The 16,180-nt window shown below is 68.5% G+C and carries 17 protein-coding genes; 7 read left to right on the forward strand and 10 right to left on the reverse strand.

Going from position 1 to position 16,180, the window contains the following annotated elements; genetic code table 11:
- Positions 1 to 93: 93 nt before the first annotated feature.
- From TW83_RS12660 to TW83_RS12670, 3 genes are all read left to right on the forward strand, one after another.
- A complete protein-coding gene (locus tag TW83_RS12660; RefSeq protein ID WP_045983141.1) occupies positions 94 to 462 on the forward strand; it encodes a LysR family transcriptional regulator in 369 nt (122 codons plus the stop codon).
- Between the two features lie 95 nt (positions 463 to 557).
- A complete protein-coding gene (locus TW83_RS12665) occupies positions 558 to 1,142 on the forward strand; it encodes a lytic transglycosylase (RefSeq protein WP_045983142.1) in 585 nt (194 codons plus the stop codon).
- A 52-nt stretch (positions 1,143 to 1,194) separates the two neighbouring features.
- Entirely contained in the window at positions 1,195 to 1,782 is a 588-nt protein-coding gene (locus tag TW83_RS12670; protein ID WP_045983143.1) for a glutathione S-transferase family protein, read from the forward strand.
- On the opposite strand, the gene TW83_RS12675 is transcribed toward TW83_RS12670, so the two are convergent.
- The 5 genes from TW83_RS12675 to TW83_RS12695 form a co-directional block, all read right to left on the reverse strand.
- Complete coding sequence (locus TW83_RS12675; protein ID WP_084697452.1) at positions 1,779 to 2,951, reverse strand: TIGR03862 family flavoprotein; 1,173 nt, start codon at positions 2,949 to 2,951, stop codon at positions 1,779 to 1,781. The genes TW83_RS12670 and TW83_RS12675 overlap by 4 nt on opposite strands.
- Complete coding sequence (holA, locus tag TW83_RS12680) at positions 2,948 to 3,976, reverse strand: DNA polymerase III subunit delta (protein WP_045983144.1); 1,029 nt, start codon at positions 3,974 to 3,976, stop codon at positions 2,948 to 2,950. Before holA ends, TW83_RS12675 begins: the two co-directional genes overlap by 4 nt.
- Positions 3,977 to 3,979: 3 nt before the next feature.
- Entirely contained in the window at positions 3,980 to 4,474 is a 495-nt protein-coding gene (gene lptE, locus TW83_RS12685) for an LPS assembly lipoprotein LptE (protein WP_045983145.1), read from the reverse strand.
- Complete coding sequence (gene leuS, locus TW83_RS12690; RefSeq protein WP_045983146.1) at positions 4,461 to 6,998, reverse strand: leucine--tRNA ligase; 2,538 nt, start codon at positions 6,996 to 6,998, stop codon at positions 4,461 to 4,463. Before leuS ends, lptE begins: the two co-directional genes overlap by 14 nt.
- 161 nt (positions 6,999 to 7,159) lie before the next feature.
- On the reverse strand, positions 7,160 to 7,636 hold the full coding sequence (locus TW83_RS12695) for a DUF3576 domain-containing protein (protein ID WP_045983147.1): 477 nt from the start codon (positions 7,634 to 7,636) through the stop codon (positions 7,160 to 7,162).
- A 292-nt stretch (positions 7,637 to 7,928) separates the two neighbouring features.
- Between TW83_RS12695 and TW83_RS12700 the strand changes: the two genes are divergently transcribed.
- Both TW83_RS12700 and TW83_RS12705 read left to right on the forward strand, forming a co-directional pair.
- Entirely contained in the window at positions 7,929 to 8,948 is a 1,020-nt protein-coding gene (locus tag TW83_RS12700; protein ID WP_045983148.1) for a porin, read from the forward strand.
- Positions 8,949 to 9,020: 72 nt separating this feature from the next.
- Positions 9,021 to 9,680, forward strand: coding sequence for a YggS family pyridoxal phosphate-dependent enzyme (locus tag TW83_RS12705; protein WP_045983149.1), 660 nt, complete (start codon positions 9,021 to 9,023; stop codon positions 9,678 to 9,680).
- On the opposite strand, the gene TW83_RS12710 is transcribed toward TW83_RS12705, so the two are convergent.
- Both TW83_RS12710 and ribA read right to left on the reverse strand, forming a co-directional pair.
- Positions 9,668 to 10,144: a L,D-transpeptidase family protein gene (locus tag TW83_RS12710; RefSeq protein WP_045983157.1), complete on the reverse strand. Its 477-nt coding sequence runs from the start codon at positions 10,142 to 10,144 to the stop codon at positions 9,668 to 9,670. The genes TW83_RS12705 and TW83_RS12710 overlap by 13 nt on opposite strands.
- Before the next feature lie 5 nt (positions 10,145 to 10,149).
- Positions 10,150 to 11,208 (reverse strand): GTP cyclohydrolase II, encoded by a 1,059-nt coding sequence (ribA, locus tag TW83_RS12715; RefSeq protein WP_045983150.1) that lies wholly within the window; start codon positions 11,206 to 11,208, stop codon positions 10,150 to 10,152.
- Between the two features lie 135 nt (positions 11,209 to 11,343).
- Here ribA and TW83_RS12720 point away from each other — a divergent pair, with 135 nt between their 5' ends.
- Entirely contained in the window at positions 11,344 to 12,030 is a 687-nt protein-coding gene (locus TW83_RS12720) for a response regulator transcription factor (RefSeq protein WP_042249906.1), read from the forward strand.
- A 164-nt stretch (positions 12,031 to 12,194) separates the two neighbouring features.
- Here the strand turns inward: TW83_RS12720 and TW83_RS12725 are convergent, their stop codons facing one another.
- A complete protein-coding gene (locus tag TW83_RS12725; protein WP_045983151.1) occupies positions 12,195 to 13,166 on the reverse strand; it encodes a glutathione S-transferase family protein in 972 nt (323 codons plus the stop codon).
- A 57-nt stretch (positions 13,167 to 13,223) separates the two neighbouring features.
- Positions 13,224 to 14,540: an MFS transporter gene (locus tag TW83_RS12730; RefSeq protein WP_045983152.1), complete on the reverse strand. Its 1,317-nt coding sequence runs from the start codon at positions 14,538 to 14,540 to the stop codon at positions 13,224 to 13,226.
- Positions 14,541 to 14,656: 116 nt separating this feature from the next.
- On the opposite strand from TW83_RS12730, the gene TW83_RS12735 reads away from it, so the two are divergent.
- Complete coding sequence (locus TW83_RS12735; RefSeq protein WP_045983153.1) at positions 14,657 to 15,442, forward strand: exodeoxyribonuclease III; 786 nt, start codon at positions 14,657 to 14,659, stop codon at positions 15,440 to 15,442.
- Here the strand turns inward: TW83_RS12735 and TW83_RS12740 are convergent.
- The coding region (locus tag TW83_RS12740; RefSeq protein ID WP_045983154.1) for a Na+/H+ antiporter NhaC family protein at positions 15,439 to 16,180 on the reverse strand (742 nt) is incomplete at its 5' end. The genes TW83_RS12735 and TW83_RS12740 overlap by 4 nt on opposite strands.

Consider the following 16,180-nt stretch of genomic DNA (forward strand, 5'->3'; position numbering starts at 1 on the left):
CGCGCTGCCCGCGTCCCGCAACCGTGCCGTCGCGGCAAATTGCATGCCTCCGCGCAAGGCGCTATGTTGCGCAGGAATAACGAGAGAGATCCCATGACCCAGACCGGCCCCCGGCTGCGCATCAAGCTGCGCCTGGAATACGACTCGCCCCTGATCCTTGGGCCGGGCAAGGCCGAGCTGCTGGCGCGGATCGGGCGGCTTGGCTCCATCTCGGCCGCCGCGCGCGAGATGGGGATGAGCTACAAGCGCGCCTGGACCCTGGTCGAGGAGATGAACACCGCCTTTGCCGACCCGGTCATCGACAGCGCGCGGGGCGGCGCGGGCGGCGGGGGCGCCACCGTGACTCCCACCGGACAGCAGGTCCTGGCCCATTACCGGGCGCTGGAATCGCTGTTGCTGGATGCGGGGGCCGCGGATCTGATGGCGCTGAACGCCCTGCTGCGGCCCGAAGGATCGGGCTGATCAATCGGCCGGTCCCTGCCCCGCTTCCGGCTTTGTGATTTCACAGGCGGGTGAATTTGCGTAGACTGTCCGCAAAACAAGAGAACGAGGGCAGGATGAACAGGCTACTGAAGCTGGCCATTGTCGGGCTGGTCGCCTCATGCGGGGGCGGCGGGAACTTCAGCGCGCCGCGGCAGCTGGACAATGCGTGCGCGATCACGTCGGAACGACCCGCCTATCTGCGCGCCATGCGCCAGACCGAACGCAAATGGGGCGTGCCGGTCCATGTTCAGATGGCGACCCTGTACCAGGAATCGAAATTCATCGGCGATGCGCGCACCCCGCATCAATACGCGCTTGGCGTCATTCCCATCGGCCGCCAAAGCAGCGCCTTCGGCTATTCCCAGGCCCTGGACGGCACCTGGGAGGAGTACCAGCGCGAGACCGGCAACCGCCGCGCCCGGCGCGACAGCATCCGCGACGCGACCGACTTCATGGGCTGGTACATGCACGGCAGCCAGCAGCGGCTTGGCCTGTCCAAGAACGACGCCGCGTCGCAGTACCTGGCCTATCACGAAGGCCGCAGCGGCTTTGCCCGCGGCAGCTATCGCCAGAAAAGCTGGCTGATGCGCGTGGCCGGATCCGTGGGCCAGCGGTCCGAGATGTACCGCCAGCAGCTGGTCGGCTGCCGCCGCGCTTGACGCGGCGCGGGGGCTGGGGCCTTCTGTCCGTCCAACGGCCAGGAGGATCCCCATGTACCGCGTCATCGGCACCGCCAAGTCCCGCGCCCTGCGCGTCCTGTGGATGCTGGAGGAGCTGGGACAGCCTTACGACCACATTCCCGCCAATCCGCGCAGCGACGGCGTGGCCCAGTTCAACCCGGCGGGCAAGGTTCCGGTCCTGATCGACGACGGTACGCCGATCACCGATTCGACCGCGATCCTGACCTATCTGGCCGATCGCCACGGCGATCTGACCCACCCGGCGGGCACCCTGGACCGGGCACGCCAGGACAGCCTGACCCAGTTCCTGCTGGACGAATTCGACGCGGCATTGTGGCTGGCCGCGCGCCACAGCTTCATCCTGCCCGAGGAGATGCGCCTTGGCGCGATCAAGAACACCCTGCGGTGGGAATTCGAGGCCAGCCAGAAGACCCTGGTCCACCGCATGTCCGACGGCACCTATCTGATGGGAGAGCGGATGACCGTGCCCGACCTGATCCTGGCACATTGCCTGGACTGGGCGCTGTCGGCGCGGTTCCCGATCGTCGAACACCGCCTGACCGAATACCTGGACCGCATCCGCCAGCGCCCCGCCTATCAGCGGGCCATGGCACGCTAGAGCCTGCGGGCTGCGGCCTGCCCCGCGCGCAGCCCCGTGGCAAGGCAGGTGGTCAGCAGATAGCCGCCTGTCGGCGCCTCCCAGTCCAGCATCTCTCCGGCGGCAAAGACGCCGGGCAGGGCGCGCAGTTCAAGCTCAGACGTCAGCGCCTCCGACCGGATGCCCCCGGCCGACGAGATCGCCCGGTCCAGCCCCATCGGCCCCGCATGGCAAAGCGGCAGTGCCTTGGCCCGCGCGGCCCAGCCCTCTGCGCTGTCCGGCAGGGGGCGCCCCCATTCCAGCAGCAGGCCGACCCGCGCCGGATCGCCCAGGATGCGGCGCAACCAGTTGCCCAGGCTCAGCTTGCCACGCGGCTGTGCAAAGCGCCGCGCCAGGGACGCGTGGTCCAGGTCGGGGGCCAGATCGACATGGGCCGCCTGCCCGTCGCGGATCGGGGCCGCGACGGCATAGACGCCCCCGCCCTCGATCCCGTCGGGGGTGATGACCCACTCGCCGCGGCTGACGCTGTCGCCTGCGCGGATCGCGACGCCCTTGACCGGCGCGCCGTGCAGCCGCGCCATCGCGGGCGACCAGTCGACCCGGAACCCCATGTTGGCCGGAAGAAACGGCGCGATGGCAACACCGGCCTCTGCCAGGATCGGCACCCAGGTCGCATCCGACCCCAGCCGCGGCCAGCTGGCCCCGCCCAGGGCCAGCACCGTCACATCGGGCTGCAGCACCCGGCGACCGTCGGGCGTGTCGAAGGCAAAGCCACCGCCCAGCCCGACCCATCGCCAGCGCGACCGCAGCTCGACCCCGCCCGCGCGCAGCCGCGCCAGCCAGGCCCGCAGCAGGGGCGAGGCCTTCATGCCCACCGGAAACACCCGGCCCGTCGATCCCGCGAACAGGGCGATGCCCAGGCCCTGGGCCCAGTCCCGCACCGCCTGCGGGCCGAACGCCCCCGCATCGGTCGCCAGATAATCGCGCCCGTCCGACGCGGCGATCTGGGCGCCAAAGGCCGCCAGCGGTTCGTCGCGGGTCAGGTTCAGACCGGATTTCCCGGCCATCAGGAACTTGCGCGCGGGCGTGGGCATCGCGTCGACCACGACCACCTGACGGCCGGGCGCCATCAGCGCCTCGGCCGCCATCAGCCCGGCAGGTCCGGCCCCGATCACCAGGGCAAGGGTCACCGCCGCCCCCGCGGCTTCATCGCAAGGCGCAGCAGCGCGCGTTCCACCAGCGGCATCTGCGGCGCACGGCTGGCGGACCGCAGGGTCATGTCGGTCGACAGCAGCAGCGACACCGCCTCCTCCAGCGGGCCCATGCCCCAGCTTTGCGCTTGGCGGGTCATGCGGTCGCGGCGGGGGCCGAAGACGGGTGGGCGCGCGCGGGCCAGCGCCACCCCCGGCCCCGCCGGGTCGGCAGCGGCCAGGTGCAGCGTGCGGAAATGGCGCAGCGCGCCGATGCACAGGGTGACGGGCGCGATCCCCTGCTGTTCGATCCGCCGCATCAGCGGGCCGAAATCGGCCTCGCGGCGTTCGGCGACGGTGTGGATCAGCTCGTCCAGGTCGGCCTCGATCGTGGCGGGCGCCAGCATGGCGATCTCCTCGACCGTCAGGGGGGCGGGGTCCTGGTACTTGTACAGGCCGATCTTCTCGACAGTCTGGCGCAGATCACCGGGGTCCAGCGCGCGCGCCAGAAGACCCAGTTCGCGCATCGCGTCCCGCGGCACCTCGCGCAGGCCGGCATCCGCCAGCCAGCGGCCGATCTCGTCCTCGGAGGGCGGATCGTCATAGATGGGGGCGGTCACCGCCTGGCCATGCGTCTCGAACAGGCGCCGCAGGGATGACGACTTGGACAGGCTTGCCGCCGTGACCACGATCACCGCATCCCCTTGCCGCCAGCCTGTCAGCGCATCGCGGATCGCGTCGGTGGCCAGGTCGGGCGTGTCCTCGACCACGACCACGCGGGGGCCGGGAAAGAACCCCACCTCGCGCACCGCGTCGATCAGCTGGGCGGGGTCCTTCTTCAGGCCCGCGCCCGGCATCCGGGTCAGGCGCATCTCCTCGTCGGCCTTCTCACCGGTCAGGGCCCGCACGACCTCGGCCCGCTTCAGCGCCACGCGCATCGCGTCCTGCCCATAGATCAGCACCCCCGGCCGCGAGGGGTCGGGGCGGGCCAGATAGCGCGCGATCTCGGCCCCCTTCAGCAGCATGGATCAGTCCGGCAGGCCGGATGCGGCCGCCAGCAGGCGCGTGACCACCTGATCGGCCAGCATCAGCGCCAGCCGCTCGCGCGCGTCGCCCTCGGCCGCCAGGGTCGAGATTGTGGTCCCGGTGGTGGAATAGGACGTGAAGCTGCTGACGCGTCCCTGGGTGATCACCGGACCCCCCGGCCCGGTCAGCGCGAAATCGGCGGTGCCGTTTAGCGAATAGCGGGTCGTGACCTCATCGGGCGTGATGGCCTGCGCGACGACGCCCGCGCTGATGCGGTAATCCAGGTCATAGACGGCCGCGTCCTCGGGGCCCAACCGTTCGGCCAGGCGCCGGTTGAAGACGAAGTCCAGCGGCGTGTCCGGGTCGCGCGGGCGGACCTTGCCGAACAGCTTGCCGCCCCCGCCCCCCGGCCCATAGACCGGCGACAGCCCGCAGGCCGCCAGCCCCGAGACGGCCAGCAGCCCCAGCAGGACCGCGCGGCGATCAGGCGACCACATTGACGATCCGCCCCGGCACCACGATCAGCTTCTTGACCGCCGCCCCGTCCAGGAACCGCAGCACGGTGTCGTCGGCCAGCACCAGCGCCTCGATCTCGGACTTGGGCATGGTCTTGGGAACGGTGATCTCGGCCCGGCGCTTGCCGTTGATCTGGATCGGAAGGGTCACGCTGTCGTCCTCCAGCAGGGCCGGGTCCGCCTTTGGCCAGCCCGCATCGACGACCATGCCCTGCCCGCCCGATTTCGACCAGACCTCTTCGGCCAGGTGCGGCACCATCGGCGCCATCAGCTGGGCCATGATCCGCAGGGCCGCGCGGCGCGCCTCGCCCCCGGCCTGCGATTTCGCCACAGCGTTGGCCAGTTCATAGAGTTTCGCGACCGCCTTGTTGAAGGCAAAGCCCTCGATCGCCTTGGTGACATCCGCGATGGCGCGGTGCGCCGTGCGCGTCAGGTCGGCATCGTCGCCCCCTTCGGGAACCTCGTCGGCCAGGCGCCAGACGCGGGACAGGAACTTGAACGCGGCCTCCGCTCCGGCGGCGGTCCATTCGACGTCGCGTTCGGGCGGGCTGTCCGACAGCATGAACCACCGTGCGGTATCCGCGCCGAAACTTTCGACGATGCTGACCGGATCGACGACGTTCTTCTTGGATTTCGACATCTTCGCGGACGGGATCACCTCGACCGCGGTGCCGTCGGCCAGACGCCCGTCGGTCACGTCCTCGGGCAGGTGATAGACCGGGCGCCCCCGGTCGTCGGTGGTGCGATAGATCTCGTGCGTGACCATGCCTTGCGTGAACAGCGCGTCGAACGGCTCTCGAGCCGTCTCGGGCAGGTGGCCCGTCCTGACCATCGCGCGGGCGAAGAAGCGCGAATAGAGCAGGTGCAGGATCGCATGTTCGACGCCGCCGATATACTGGTCGACGTTCATCCAGTATTCCGCATCCGCCCGGTCGGTCGGCGTCGCCGCCCCCGGCGAGGTGAAGCGCGCGTAATACCACGACGAATCGACGAACGTGTCCATCGTGTCGGTCTCGCGCCGCGCCGCGCCTCCGCATTTGGGGCAGGTCGCCTGACGCCAGGTCGGGTGGCGGTCCAGCGGGTTGCCCGGCACGTCGAAGGTCACGTCCTGCGGCAGCAGCACGGGCAGGTTCGCCTTCGCCTCGGGCACGGTCCCGCAGCTGTCGCAATGCAGGACTGGGATCGGACAGCCCCAATAGCGCTGGCGCGAGATGCCCCAGTCGCGCAGGCGGAACTTGGTCACGCCCTCGCCGTATCCCGCGCTTTCCGCATGGGCGATGGCGGCGTCGACGGCGGCCTCTCCGGTCTGATCGGCCGCGCCGCTGAAGCCGCGGACATAGGTCACGGGTTCGGTCTTGGCAGGTACGAAGGGCGCATCCGCCACCAGTGCGTCGGCCTCATCCCGCGTCATGCCGGGCTGACCAAAGGTCGCGCGGATGGGCAGGCCGTACTTGCGCGCGAATTCGTGGTCACGCTCGTCATGCGCCGGGCTGCCGAAGATCGCGCCGGTGCCGTAATCCATCAACACGAAATTCGCGATCCAGATCGGCAGGCGCCAGTCGGGGTCAAGCGGATGCGCGACGGTCAGACCGGTGTCGAAGCCCAGCTTGGGGGCGGTCTCGATGGCTTCCTCGGTCGTGCCGATCTTGCGGCATTCCTCGCGGAAGGCCTCGATCTCGGGGCGGCTGGCCGCCAGCTCCTTGACCAGGGGATGATCCGGCGACAGCGCGACGAAGCTGGCGCCCATCAGCGTGTCGGGACGGGTCGTATAGACCTCGATCGCCTCATGGCCCGCCGGCGCATCGACCGTGCGGAACGTGAATTGCAGCCCGCGCGACCGGCCGATCCAGTTGGCCTGCATCAGGCGGACCTTCTCGGGCCAGCCCGTCAGCCCGTCCAGCGCCTCCAGCAGCTCGTCGCTGTAATCGCTGATCCTGAAGAACCACTGCGTCAACTCGCGCCGTTCCACCGTGGCGCCCGACCGCCAGCCCTTGCCGTCGATCACCTGTTCATTGGCCAGCACGGTCATGTCGACCGGGTCCCAGTTCACCTGCGCCGACTTGCGCGTGATCAGGCCCGCGTCCAGCATGTCCAGGAACAGCGCCTGCTGCTGCGCCACATAGGCGTCGTCACAGGTCGCGAATTCCCGGCTCCAGTCGATGGACAGGCCAAGGGGCTTCAGCTGCTCGCGCATGGTCGCGATGTTGGCATAGGTCCAGTCGCGGGGATGACCGCCCTGCTCCATCGCGGCGTTCTCCGCGGGCATGCCGAAGGCGTCCCAGCCCATCGGGTGCAGCACGCTGAACCCCTGCGCCCGCTTGAACCGCGCGACCACGTCGCCCATCGCATAGTTGCGCACATGGCCCATGTGGATGCGCCCCGACGGATAGGGGAACATCTCCAGCACATAGTATTTCGGGCGCTCGTCGCGGATGGCGTCAAAGGCGTCGGCATCGGCCCAGGCCGTCTGCCAACGGGCTTCGCTTGTCGCGGGATCATAGGGCATGGGGAACCTCGGGCATCATTCGTTGCCCGCAGGGTCTATACGCCCCGCCTGTGCGGGTCCAGATGCGGCCGACCGGAGCCCGTCGAATGCGACCGCCCGCGGGCATCGCGAAACACCGCCGGATGCCCCACGATTGGGGTCACCGATGCGCGGACGCGCCCTTACAGGCGGCCGTCCTGGATGCGCAGCTGGCGGGCGCGGGTCAGGATGGCATCCTCGACCGCGCGGACGGTGCCCGCCTCGACCGCGGCACCGCCCGGCCCCTGCAGCGCCAGGCGCAGGCTGCGCGCGTCCAGGGCCGGGTCGCTGATCTGGATGGTCGCACGATAGGACCGTCCCCCGCCCGGAGGCGTGCCGTAGCCGGTCTGGATCACGCCGGTGAACGGATCGACCGTCTGCACCGGCAGAAAGTTCAGCACGTCCAGGCTGGCGTTCCACAGGTACTTGTTCACCCCGACCATCTGGTCCGGGTTGCCCGACCGGATGAACAGGTCCTGGATCAGGGTGCCCCGCTCGGACGGGCGCATGTCGCGGTCGGGGGTGGGGCCCGCGTTTTCCGTCGTGCCGTTGCCGCAGGCCGCCAGGCCCGCGCACAGCGTCGTGACGATCATCAGGCGCGTGGCGCGTGCATAGGTCATCCCAGTCCCCCGGAGGTCAGTTCAGTGGTACAATCTCTTGGGGTCAGCATTAGCCCGGATCGGCGCCGCGAAACAAGCGACTTGAGGCGCGGACCCCGTCCGCACGCCCGACGCGGGGCCTGTCCGGACAGGGCGGTCGGGGCAGGTGTGGCCCAAGTGCATCACGGAAATGGGCAAAGAAAACAGCAGACGCGTGATTCCGTTGCATCACAATCGCGAAAGAGTGAAACAAATTGCATACCCAGGGCGGGACAGCTGGCTTGGGCAACAGAGAGACAAGAGGGAACACACCATGAAGAAGGCACTTATCGCCTCGACCGCGCTGGTCCTGACCGCGGGTATCGCCGCTGCAGACGTCACCATCTCGGGTTATGGCCGTACCGGCGTGCTGTACCAAGAAGGCGGCGTGCGCGGTCCGATCGACACCGACGACGACGGCATCGCCGATCTGGGTGCCAGCGACGCGATCGTCCAGTCGCGCCTGCGCATGAACATCGATGCAACGACCTCGACCGACCAGGGCGTCGACTTCGGTGGCCGGATCCGCATCCAGTGGGACCAGGGCGATGACGAAACCACCGTCGCACCCGGCTATGTCTACGTGACCGCCAGCGGCCTGACCGTCGAAATCGGTAACTCGAACACCGCCTACGACTCGGCCGCCCTGCTGTACAACTCGGAAATCGGCGTCTACTCGCGCTCGTTCGGCAACTCGCGCGGCGACTTCTTCGCCTACAACACCGACGGCTACCCCACGCTCAGCAACGTGGTCGACGGTGCGATCGATCGCCGCAGCGACTACATGGGCGTCATGGTCAAGTACGCCGTCGCCGGTGTGAACCTGCGCGCGTCGGTCATCGACCCCGACCAGGTGTACGACCTGCCGACCGACACGTCCGAGAAGGAATACAGCGTCTCGGCCGACTACGTCTGGAATGACTCGGTGACGCTGTCGGCAGCCTACGTGAAGAACGGCGCAGGCATCGACGACAACGACCAGTACTTCGTCGGCGCGGAATACGCGTTCAACGACAAGACCGACATCGGCCTGCTGTACTTCGACAACGGTGAAGTCCTGGGCGACGACTCGGACCTGGGCAAGACCATCACGCTGTACGGCAGCTACGAGGTTGCTCCGCTGACCACCATCAACGGCTACGTTGCCAACAACAGCGCCGACACCAACGAAAGCGACAACGCGTTCGGTATCGGCGGTGCGTACGACCTGGGCGGCGCGATGCTGGCCGGTTCGGTTCAGCGCGGCTACGACGAGAACATCACCGCCGACATGGGCGTGCAGTTCAACTTCTGATCCTTCGCGGTCAGACGTCACATGGAAAGAGCGGGCCTTGCGCCCGCTCTTTTCTTTTTGTCAGGTGGGATCATGGGACTGGACGACATCACCCGCCGCATACGCGCGGCCGAATCCGCCGCAGGGCGCGCACCGGGCAGCGTCACGCTGATCGCGGTCAGCAAACTGCAGCCTCCCGAACGGGTCGAGGGCGTTCTGGCCGCGGGCCACACCGTCTTCGGAGAGAACTACGTCCAGGAGGCGCAGGCCAAGTGGCCTGCCTGGACCGCGGCGCATCCGGGCGTGTCGGTCCACATGATTGGGCCGCTGCAATCGAACAAGGCGCGGGCCGCCGTGCAGCTGTTCGACGCGATCCACACGCTGGACCGCGTGACGCTGGCCCGCAAGCTGGCCGCGCAGATGGCCGAACAGGGCCGCCATCCGCAGCTGTTCGTGCAGGTCAATACCGGGGACGAGCCGCAAAAGGCCGGCATCCTGGCGGATGAGCTGCCCGGCTTCCTGGCGCTGTGCGCCGAGCTGTCGCTGTCGCCTGAGGGCCTGATGTGCATCCCGCCCGACGGCGAGGATCCGGCACCGCATTTCACCCTGCTGCGCGACCTGGCGCGCGACCACGGCCTGCCCGGCCTGTCGATGGGCATGAGCGCCGATTTCGAGACTGCCATCGCCCATGGCGCGACCCATGTCCGCGTGGGGTCGGCGATCTTCGGGGCGCGGAACGCTCAGGGCACGTAAAGCGGCGTGCCCGGGGGCGCGTGACGCGCGATCCACATCAGGTCCCGGCGGGCAAAGGCGATGCAGCCTTCGGTCCCGAAACCGGGGCGGCGCCACTGGTGCAAGAAGATCGCGGATCCCCGCCCCGGAACCGCATCCGCATTCCAGTCCGTCGTCAGGATCAGGTCGTACAGCGGGTCGGCGCGGCGCAGCCGTTCGTGGCTGGCCGCAAGCGGCGCGCGGGCGTGCCTGTTATAGGACGCATGGCCCGGATCGTCACACCACAGATCGCCCGGCCCGATCACCCGCGCCCAAGGCGCCGGGCGGGCCAGGCGGTCCGGGCGGTACCACAGCCCGGTGATGCGATGGCGGCCCGACGGAGTGGCGTGATCGCCCTCGCGCTTGGCGGGGGTGATCCCGGCGCGGCCGATGCTGCAGGGAATGACGCGGCCCAGAAAACGCAACCCCTGCGGGGTCAGCACCATGCCGGTCACAGCAGATGCCCCGACTTTTCGGCCTTCACATCCAGATAGCCGGTGTTGTGACGGTTGCGCGGCACGACCAGCGGCACCCGTTCGGGGACCGCGATGCCATGGGCCTGCATCATCGCCACCTTGCGCGGGTTGTTGGTCATCAGGCGCACGGCGCCGAAACCCAACCGTCGCAGCAGCGCCGCGCCGATGCGGAAGTCGCGCTCGTCATCCTCGAATCCCAGGCGGTGGTTCGCCTCGACGGTGTCAAAGCCCTGGTTCTGCAGGTCATAGGCGCGCATCTTGTTGGCCAGCCCGATGCCCCGCCCCTCCTGGTTCAGGTACAGCAGCACCCCCGCCCCCGCCTGCCCCATCGCGGCCAGCGCGGCGTTCAGCTGCGGCCCGCAATCGCATTTCAGGCTGCCCAGCACGTCGCCCGTGAAGCAGGCCGAATGAAGTCGCGCCAGGACGGGCGCGTCGCGGGGCGGATCGCCGATCTCGATCGCGTAATGCTCCTCTCCACCGTCATCGGGACGGAAGATGTGCAGCCGCGACCGCTCCGCCGACAACAGCGGCAGGCGCGCCGCCGCGACCGGGGCCATCGCGGCCTCGGCCGCAAGCTGCGCCAGAACCGGACCCGCAGGCAGGCGCGTCAGGCCCGGCGGCGCGGGGGCCGCGACCATCAGCATGGCAGGCAGCAGCTGCGCCGATTTCGCCAGCGCCAGCGCCGCGCGATGGGGCCCCGCATCGCCGTCGCGCAGGGTGGTCAGTGGCCCCTTCATCGGGGTCATCAGGTCGCCTGCGGGATCGGCCAACGCCCGCAGCCACGCCAGATCGGCCCCCACGGGCAGCGCAACCCGCGCCAGATCGCCGTCATAGGCGCGCGCCTTGAGCGTTTCGGCCCGCCGTCCGGTCAGGGCCAGGACGGCGGGGCCAAGCGCGCGCAGATCGGCCAGACGCGCGGGCGACAGCGTCTCTACCGCGGCAGCCAGATGGTCGCCCAAGGCCACCGGCAGGCCCATGCGCAGGTCGGCGCGGGCGCGGGCGATGGTCTCGGGCAGGGTCGGGATCAGGCTCATGGGGCCACGCATTCTTGAAACAGTCTGAAACATAACGCACCGATCCGACAACTCCGTGTGAGGATTCGCACATGGTGCTGGACGGTCCGGGCTGCGACGCCCAACTCATTGCGCAATGACGCAAAGGAGGCAACCATGGCCGGACTGAAGAAGATCCTGCTTGTCGATGACGAGGAAGACCTGCGCGAGGCCCTGGCCGAACAGCTGGTCGCGACCGACGATTTCGACGTGACTGAGGCCGGCAGCGGCGCCGAGGCGGTCGAAGCCACCAAGAACGCGATCTTTGACCTGGTGGTCCTGGATGTCGGCCTGCCCGATACCGACGGGCGCGAGCTGTGCAAGAAGCTGCGCAAGCTGAACGTCAAATGCCCCATCGTGATGCTGACCGGGCATGACACCGATGCCGACACGATCCTGGGCCTGGATGCGGGCGCCAACGACTATGTCACCAAGCCGTTCAAGTTCCCGGTTCTGCTGGCCCGCCTGCGCGCCCAGCTGCGCACGCATGAACAGTCCGAGGACGCGATCTTCCAGCTTGGGCCGTACACGTTCAAGCCGTCGATGAAGATGCTGATCGACACCAAGGACCGCAAGATCCGCCTGACCGAGAAGGAGACCAACATCCTCAAGTTCCTGTACCGCGCGCAGGACGGGGTGGTGGCCCGCGACGTGCTGCTGCACGAGGTCTGGGGATACAACGCGGGCGTAACCACGCACACGCTGGAGACGCACATCTATCGCCTGCGCCAGAAGATCGAGCCGGATCCGTCGAACGCGCGCCTTCTGGTCACGGAATCGGGCGGCTATCGCCTGGTCGCCTGAGGCATCGGCGGGTTTCTGCGCAGACAACTTTGCCGGGAACCCAAGCCCTGATGTGACGTTCTGTCCCCGAAGCCCAGTGGTCGGCGGATGCGGCCACACCCCTCCCTCTCTGTTCTGCCCCGGCGTTCCCTGCGCCGGGGCTTCTTTTTTGGGCGGCCGTCCGGTCAGCGCCCGTGCGGCGCGGTCCAATCCGCGTCCGGACCGATCGGCACGATGCGGTGCGGGTTGATCATGTCGTGGCTGTAGTAATAGTGCCGCATGAAATGATCCGGATGGATCGTCCGGGCGACGCCCGGCCACTGGTACAGCTCGCGTGCCCATCCCCACAGGTTCGGATAGTCGACCACGCGGCGGCGGTTGCACTTGAAATGCGTGTGATAGACGGCATCGAACCGGACGATGGTGGTGAACAGCCGCCAGTCGGCCTCGGTGATGCGGTCGCCGGTCAGATAGCGGTGTTCGGCCAGCAGCCCCTCGATCCCGTCCAGGCTGTCGAACAGCGGATGGACCGCCTTGTCATAGGCCTCCTGGGTTGTGGCGAAGCCCGCCTTGTAGACTCCGTTGTTGACGGTGTCATAGACGCGGTCGTTGATCGCCTTGATGCGCGCGCGCAGGGGTTGGGGCCAGTAATCGTCCGTGTTGCCGGTCACGCCGTCAAAGGCGCTGTTGAACATGCGGATGATGTCGGCGCTTTCGTTCGACACGATCCGGCCGGTCTGGCGGTCCCACAGGACGGGGACGGTGACGCGTCCCGACATGTCGGGCGTGTCCTTCAGATAGACCTGGCGCAGATAGTCCAGGCCGAACTGCCGGTCGCCCGTGGCGACGTCGAAATCGGTGCGGAATTCCCATCCCTCGTTCAGCATCTCGGGGTGGACGACCGAGATGTCGATGTGATCCTCCAGACCCTTCAGCGCGCGGAAGATCATCGTGCGATGCGCCCAGGGACAGGCATGGCTGACATAGAGGTGATAGCGTCCCGATTCGGCCGCGAACCCGCCATCGCCCGTCGGCCCCGCCTGCCCGTCCGAGGTCACCCAGTTGCGGAACTTGGCCGTGTCGCGCTTGAACTCTCCCCCGGTGCTGTCGGTGTCATACCATTCGTCCTTCCAGACGCCGTCGACCAGCTGGCCCATGTGAACTCCTTTCGGTGATGTGACGGGGCAACGGGCGGGGGGCCGCCTTGTTCCCCGTCACCCGATGGCGCGGTCGCGGGTCTCGATGCGGATCAGCAGCAGGGCCGCCGCCGCCAGCAGCAGCAGCACGGCGAAACTGCCGATGGCCAGGCCAAAGCCGCGCGCAAAGACGACGGCCAGCAGGCTGGGCGCCAGGATGCCGCCCAGGCGGGCGACCGCGCTGGCCGTGCCCATGCCCGTGCCGCGCAGATGCGTGGGATAGAGTTCCGGCGTGAACGCATAGAGCGCGCCCCAGGTGCCCAGCAGCGCAAAGCTCATCACGATCAGGGCGGTGGCGACCAGGGCGGGGCTGCTGGCCAGGGCGAACAGGCCGCAGCCCAGGGCCGACAGGACCAGAAAGGCCGCCAGCGTGGGGCGACGGCCGACCGCCTCGACCCCCCAGGCCGCCAGCGCGTATCCCGGCACCTGCGCCAGTGCCAGGATCACCAGGAAGCCGTATCCGCGCACGAAGCCGAAGCCTTCGGTCGCCAGCTGTCCCGGCACCCAGACAAAGACCCCGTAATAGGACAGCGACACCAGGAACCACACCGCCAGCACGCCGATGGTCGCGCGCCGCAGCGGAGCCGCCATGATCGACGCGGCACCTCCCGACGGCACCGGTGCGGGACGCAGATGCGCGTTGGCAGGCAGCGGCATCGCGCCGTTCACGGCAAGCACGCGGTCGATGACGGCGCGCGCCTCGGCCTGGCGGCCCTTGCGGACCAGGTACATCGGCGATTCCGGAATCCAGAACCGCAGGAAGAACCCGATCAGCGCCGGCATCGCCGCGACCAGGAAGATCCAGCGCCACGGCGCGACGGCCCCCATGCTGGCGGCGGCCCAGGCCGTCAGGGCTACGACGATGGTGCCCACCGCCCAGAACCCCTCCAGCCAGACCAGCCAGCGGCCGCGGTTCCTGGGCGGCAGGAATTCGGCCATCATCGCATAGTCGACGGGCAGCGTGCCGCCCACCGCGACCCCGGTCAGGAACCGCAGGATCAGCAGCCAGGTGAAATCGCCGGCCATCACCGATGCCAGCCCGAACACCGCGTCCATCGCGACGGTGCCGATCAGCACCCATTTGCGCCCGATCCGGTCGGCCAGCCGGCCGAAGGCAAAGGCGCCGACGAACATGCCCAGGAAGAACACCGTCCCGATCTGCAGCGCGGTCACCCGCTCCAGGCCGAAGGTCGCGGCGACCGAGGGTGCGGCGAAACCCACCGCGATCACCTGCATCGCGTCCGCCGCCCAGACCAGGCCGAAGATGCCCAGCAGGCGCCACTGGAACCGGCCCGTGCCGCCGCGCGTCAGCGCCTCGTCGATGGTGATCTTCATGGCCGTATCCCCCAATCCCCGCGCCCCTTGCATAGCGCGCGGGGATCATATGGCAAGCCCGCGCCTCGACAGGGCAGGCCCGCGCGGCTAGGGTCCGTGCCCAAAGGAGCCTGCCCATGTTCACCATCGCCACCTGGAACATCAATTCGGTCCGCCTGCGCGAGGGTCTGGTCGCCCGCCTGCTGCAGGAAGAGGCGCCCGACGTGCTGTGCCTGCAGGAATGCAAGTCGCCGGTGGACAAGATCCCGCTGACCCGGTTCGCGGACCTGGGATACACGCATATCGTGGCGCGCGGGCAGAAGGGTTACAACGGCGTGGCGATCCTGTCGCGCCTGCCGCTGGAGGATGCGGGCGACCGCGACTATGCGCAACTGGGCCATGCCCGGCACGTGGCCGCCCGGCTGGAGAACGGCGTGGTGATCCACAACATGTACGTCCCCGCGGGCGGCGACATCCCCGACCGTGACCAGAACCTGAAGTTCGGGCAGAAGCTGGATTTCCTGACCGAGATGCGCGACGTGTTCCATGCCGACCGCCCGACCCGGTCGATCCTGGTGGGCGACCTGAACATCGCGCCGCGCGAGGACGACGTCTGGTCACACAAGCAGCTGCTGAAGATCGTCAGCCACACCCCGGTGGAGGTCGAGCACCTGCTGGCCGCCCAGGACGCGGGCGGTTGGGTGGACGTCACCCGGCAGGACATCCCGCAAGGGCTGCTCTACAGCTGGTGGAGCTATCGGGCCAAGGACTGGGACGCGGCCGACAAGGGACGGCGGCTGGACCATATCTGGGCCACCGCCGACATTGCAGGCGCAGCCCATGGCAGCCGCATCCTGCGCCCCCTGCGGGGCTGGGAGGCGCCCAGCGACCACGTCCCGGTCATGGCCAGCTTCGACCTCTAGGCGTTCTCGCCCAGGGCGTGATCGCCCAAGTCTAGCACGTCCTCGTTTTGGCGGTCCCACTCGCGGCGTTCGGCATCGGTCGCCTGGGGCGAGAACCAGCCGGTGACCGCATAGAGGATACCGATCAGCGGCGCCGTCCAGCAGGCGAAGGCCAGCGGGATGTACAGTAGGTTCGTCAGGTTGCCGTCCATCACGCCCAGCGACAGGGCGGTGATGACGAAGGCCCCGCCCGCGTTCCACGGGATCAGCGGGGACATCAGGGTGCCCCCCTCCTCGACCGCGCGGGACAGGTTCAGCGTGGAGTAGCCCATGCCGCGGTACAGCGGCGCATACATCCGCCCCGGCAGCGCGATCGAGATATAGGGATCGCCCGCCACCACGTTGGTGGCAAAGGCGGTCGCAATGGCGCTGCTTTGCACGGCGGTAAAGCTTTTGACGCGGCTGATGATGGCGTTGATGATCGCCTCCAGGCAGCCGGTCCGCTCCAGCGCGCCGCCGAATCCCAGCGCGATCAGCATCAGCGAGATGGTCCACATCATTGACTGGATGCCGCCCGCGTTCAGCAGGCTGTCGATGTCGGCCACGCCCGTCTCGATCGCGTAACCGGACTGGGCATAGGTGAAGACGTCGTGCAGACCCGCGCCCTGCAGGAAGATCGCGATGATCCCGCCCAGCAGCACCCCCGCGAACAGCGACGGCAGCGGCGGGCGGCGCGTGACTGTATCGACCCAGCAGAAT

Source organism: Paracoccus sp. S4493 (genome assembly GCF_000967735.1).
Taxonomy (GTDB): Bacteria; Pseudomonadota; Alphaproteobacteria; order Rhodobacterales; family Rhodobacteraceae; genus Paracoccus; species Paracoccus marcusii.

Excerpts from the sequence above, each read along its gene's own strand:
- leuS (WP_045983146.1), bottom strand. The coding sequence starts at position 6,998 with ATGCCCTATGATCCCGCGACAAGCGAAGCCCGTTGGCAGACGGCCTGG.
- TW83_RS12720 (WP_042249906.1), top strand. The coding sequence starts at position 11,344 with ATGGCCGGACTGAAGAAGATCCTGCTTGTCGATGACGAGGAAGACCTG.
- holA (WP_045983144.1), bottom strand. The coding sequence starts at position 3,976 with ATGCTGCTGAAGGGGGCCGAGATCGCGCGCTATCTGGCCCGCCCCGAC.
- TW83_RS12725 (WP_045983151.1), bottom strand. The coding sequence starts at position 13,166 with ATGGGCCAGCTGGTCGACGGCGTCTGGAAGGACGAATGGTATGACACC.
- TW83_RS12670 (WP_045983143.1), top strand. The coding sequence starts at position 1,195 with ATGTACCGCGTCATCGGCACCGCCAAGTCCCGCGCCCTGCGCGTCCTG.
- TW83_RS12705 (WP_045983149.1), top strand. The coding sequence starts at position 9,021 with ATGGGACTGGACGACATCACCCGCCGCATACGCGCGGCCGAATCCGCC.
- TW83_RS12660 (WP_045983141.1), top strand. The coding sequence starts at position 94 with ATGACCCAGACCGGCCCCCGGCTGCGCATCAAGCTGCGCCTGGAATAC.
- TW83_RS12700 (WP_045983148.1), top strand. The coding sequence starts at position 7,929 with ATGAAGAAGGCACTTATCGCCTCGACCGCGCTGGTCCTGACCGCGGGT.
- TW83_RS12665 (WP_045983142.1), top strand. The coding sequence starts at position 558 with ATGAACAGGCTACTGAAGCTGGCCATTGTCGGGCTGGTCGCCTCATGC.
- TW83_RS12735 (WP_045983153.1), top strand. The coding sequence starts at position 14,657 with ATGTTCACCATCGCCACCTGGAACATCAATTCGGTCCGCCTGCGCGAG.
- lptE (WP_045983145.1), bottom strand. The coding sequence starts at position 4,474 with ATGTGGTCGCCTGATCGCCGCGCGGTCCTGCTGGGGCTGCTGGCCGTC.
- TW83_RS12710 (WP_045983157.1), bottom strand. The coding sequence starts at position 10,144 with ATGGTGCTGACCCCGCAGGGGTTGCGTTTTCTGGGCCGCGTCATTCCC.
- TW83_RS12695 (WP_045983147.1), bottom strand. The coding sequence starts at position 7,636 with ATGACCTATGCACGCGCCACGCGCCTGATGATCGTCACGACGCTGTGC.
- TW83_RS12730 (WP_045983152.1), bottom strand. The coding sequence starts at position 14,540 with ATGAAGATCACCATCGACGAGGCGCTGACGCGCGGCGGCACGGGCCGG.
- ribA (WP_045983150.1), bottom strand. The coding sequence starts at position 11,208 with ATGAGCCTGATCCCGACCCTGCCCGAGACCATCGCCCGCGCCCGCGCC.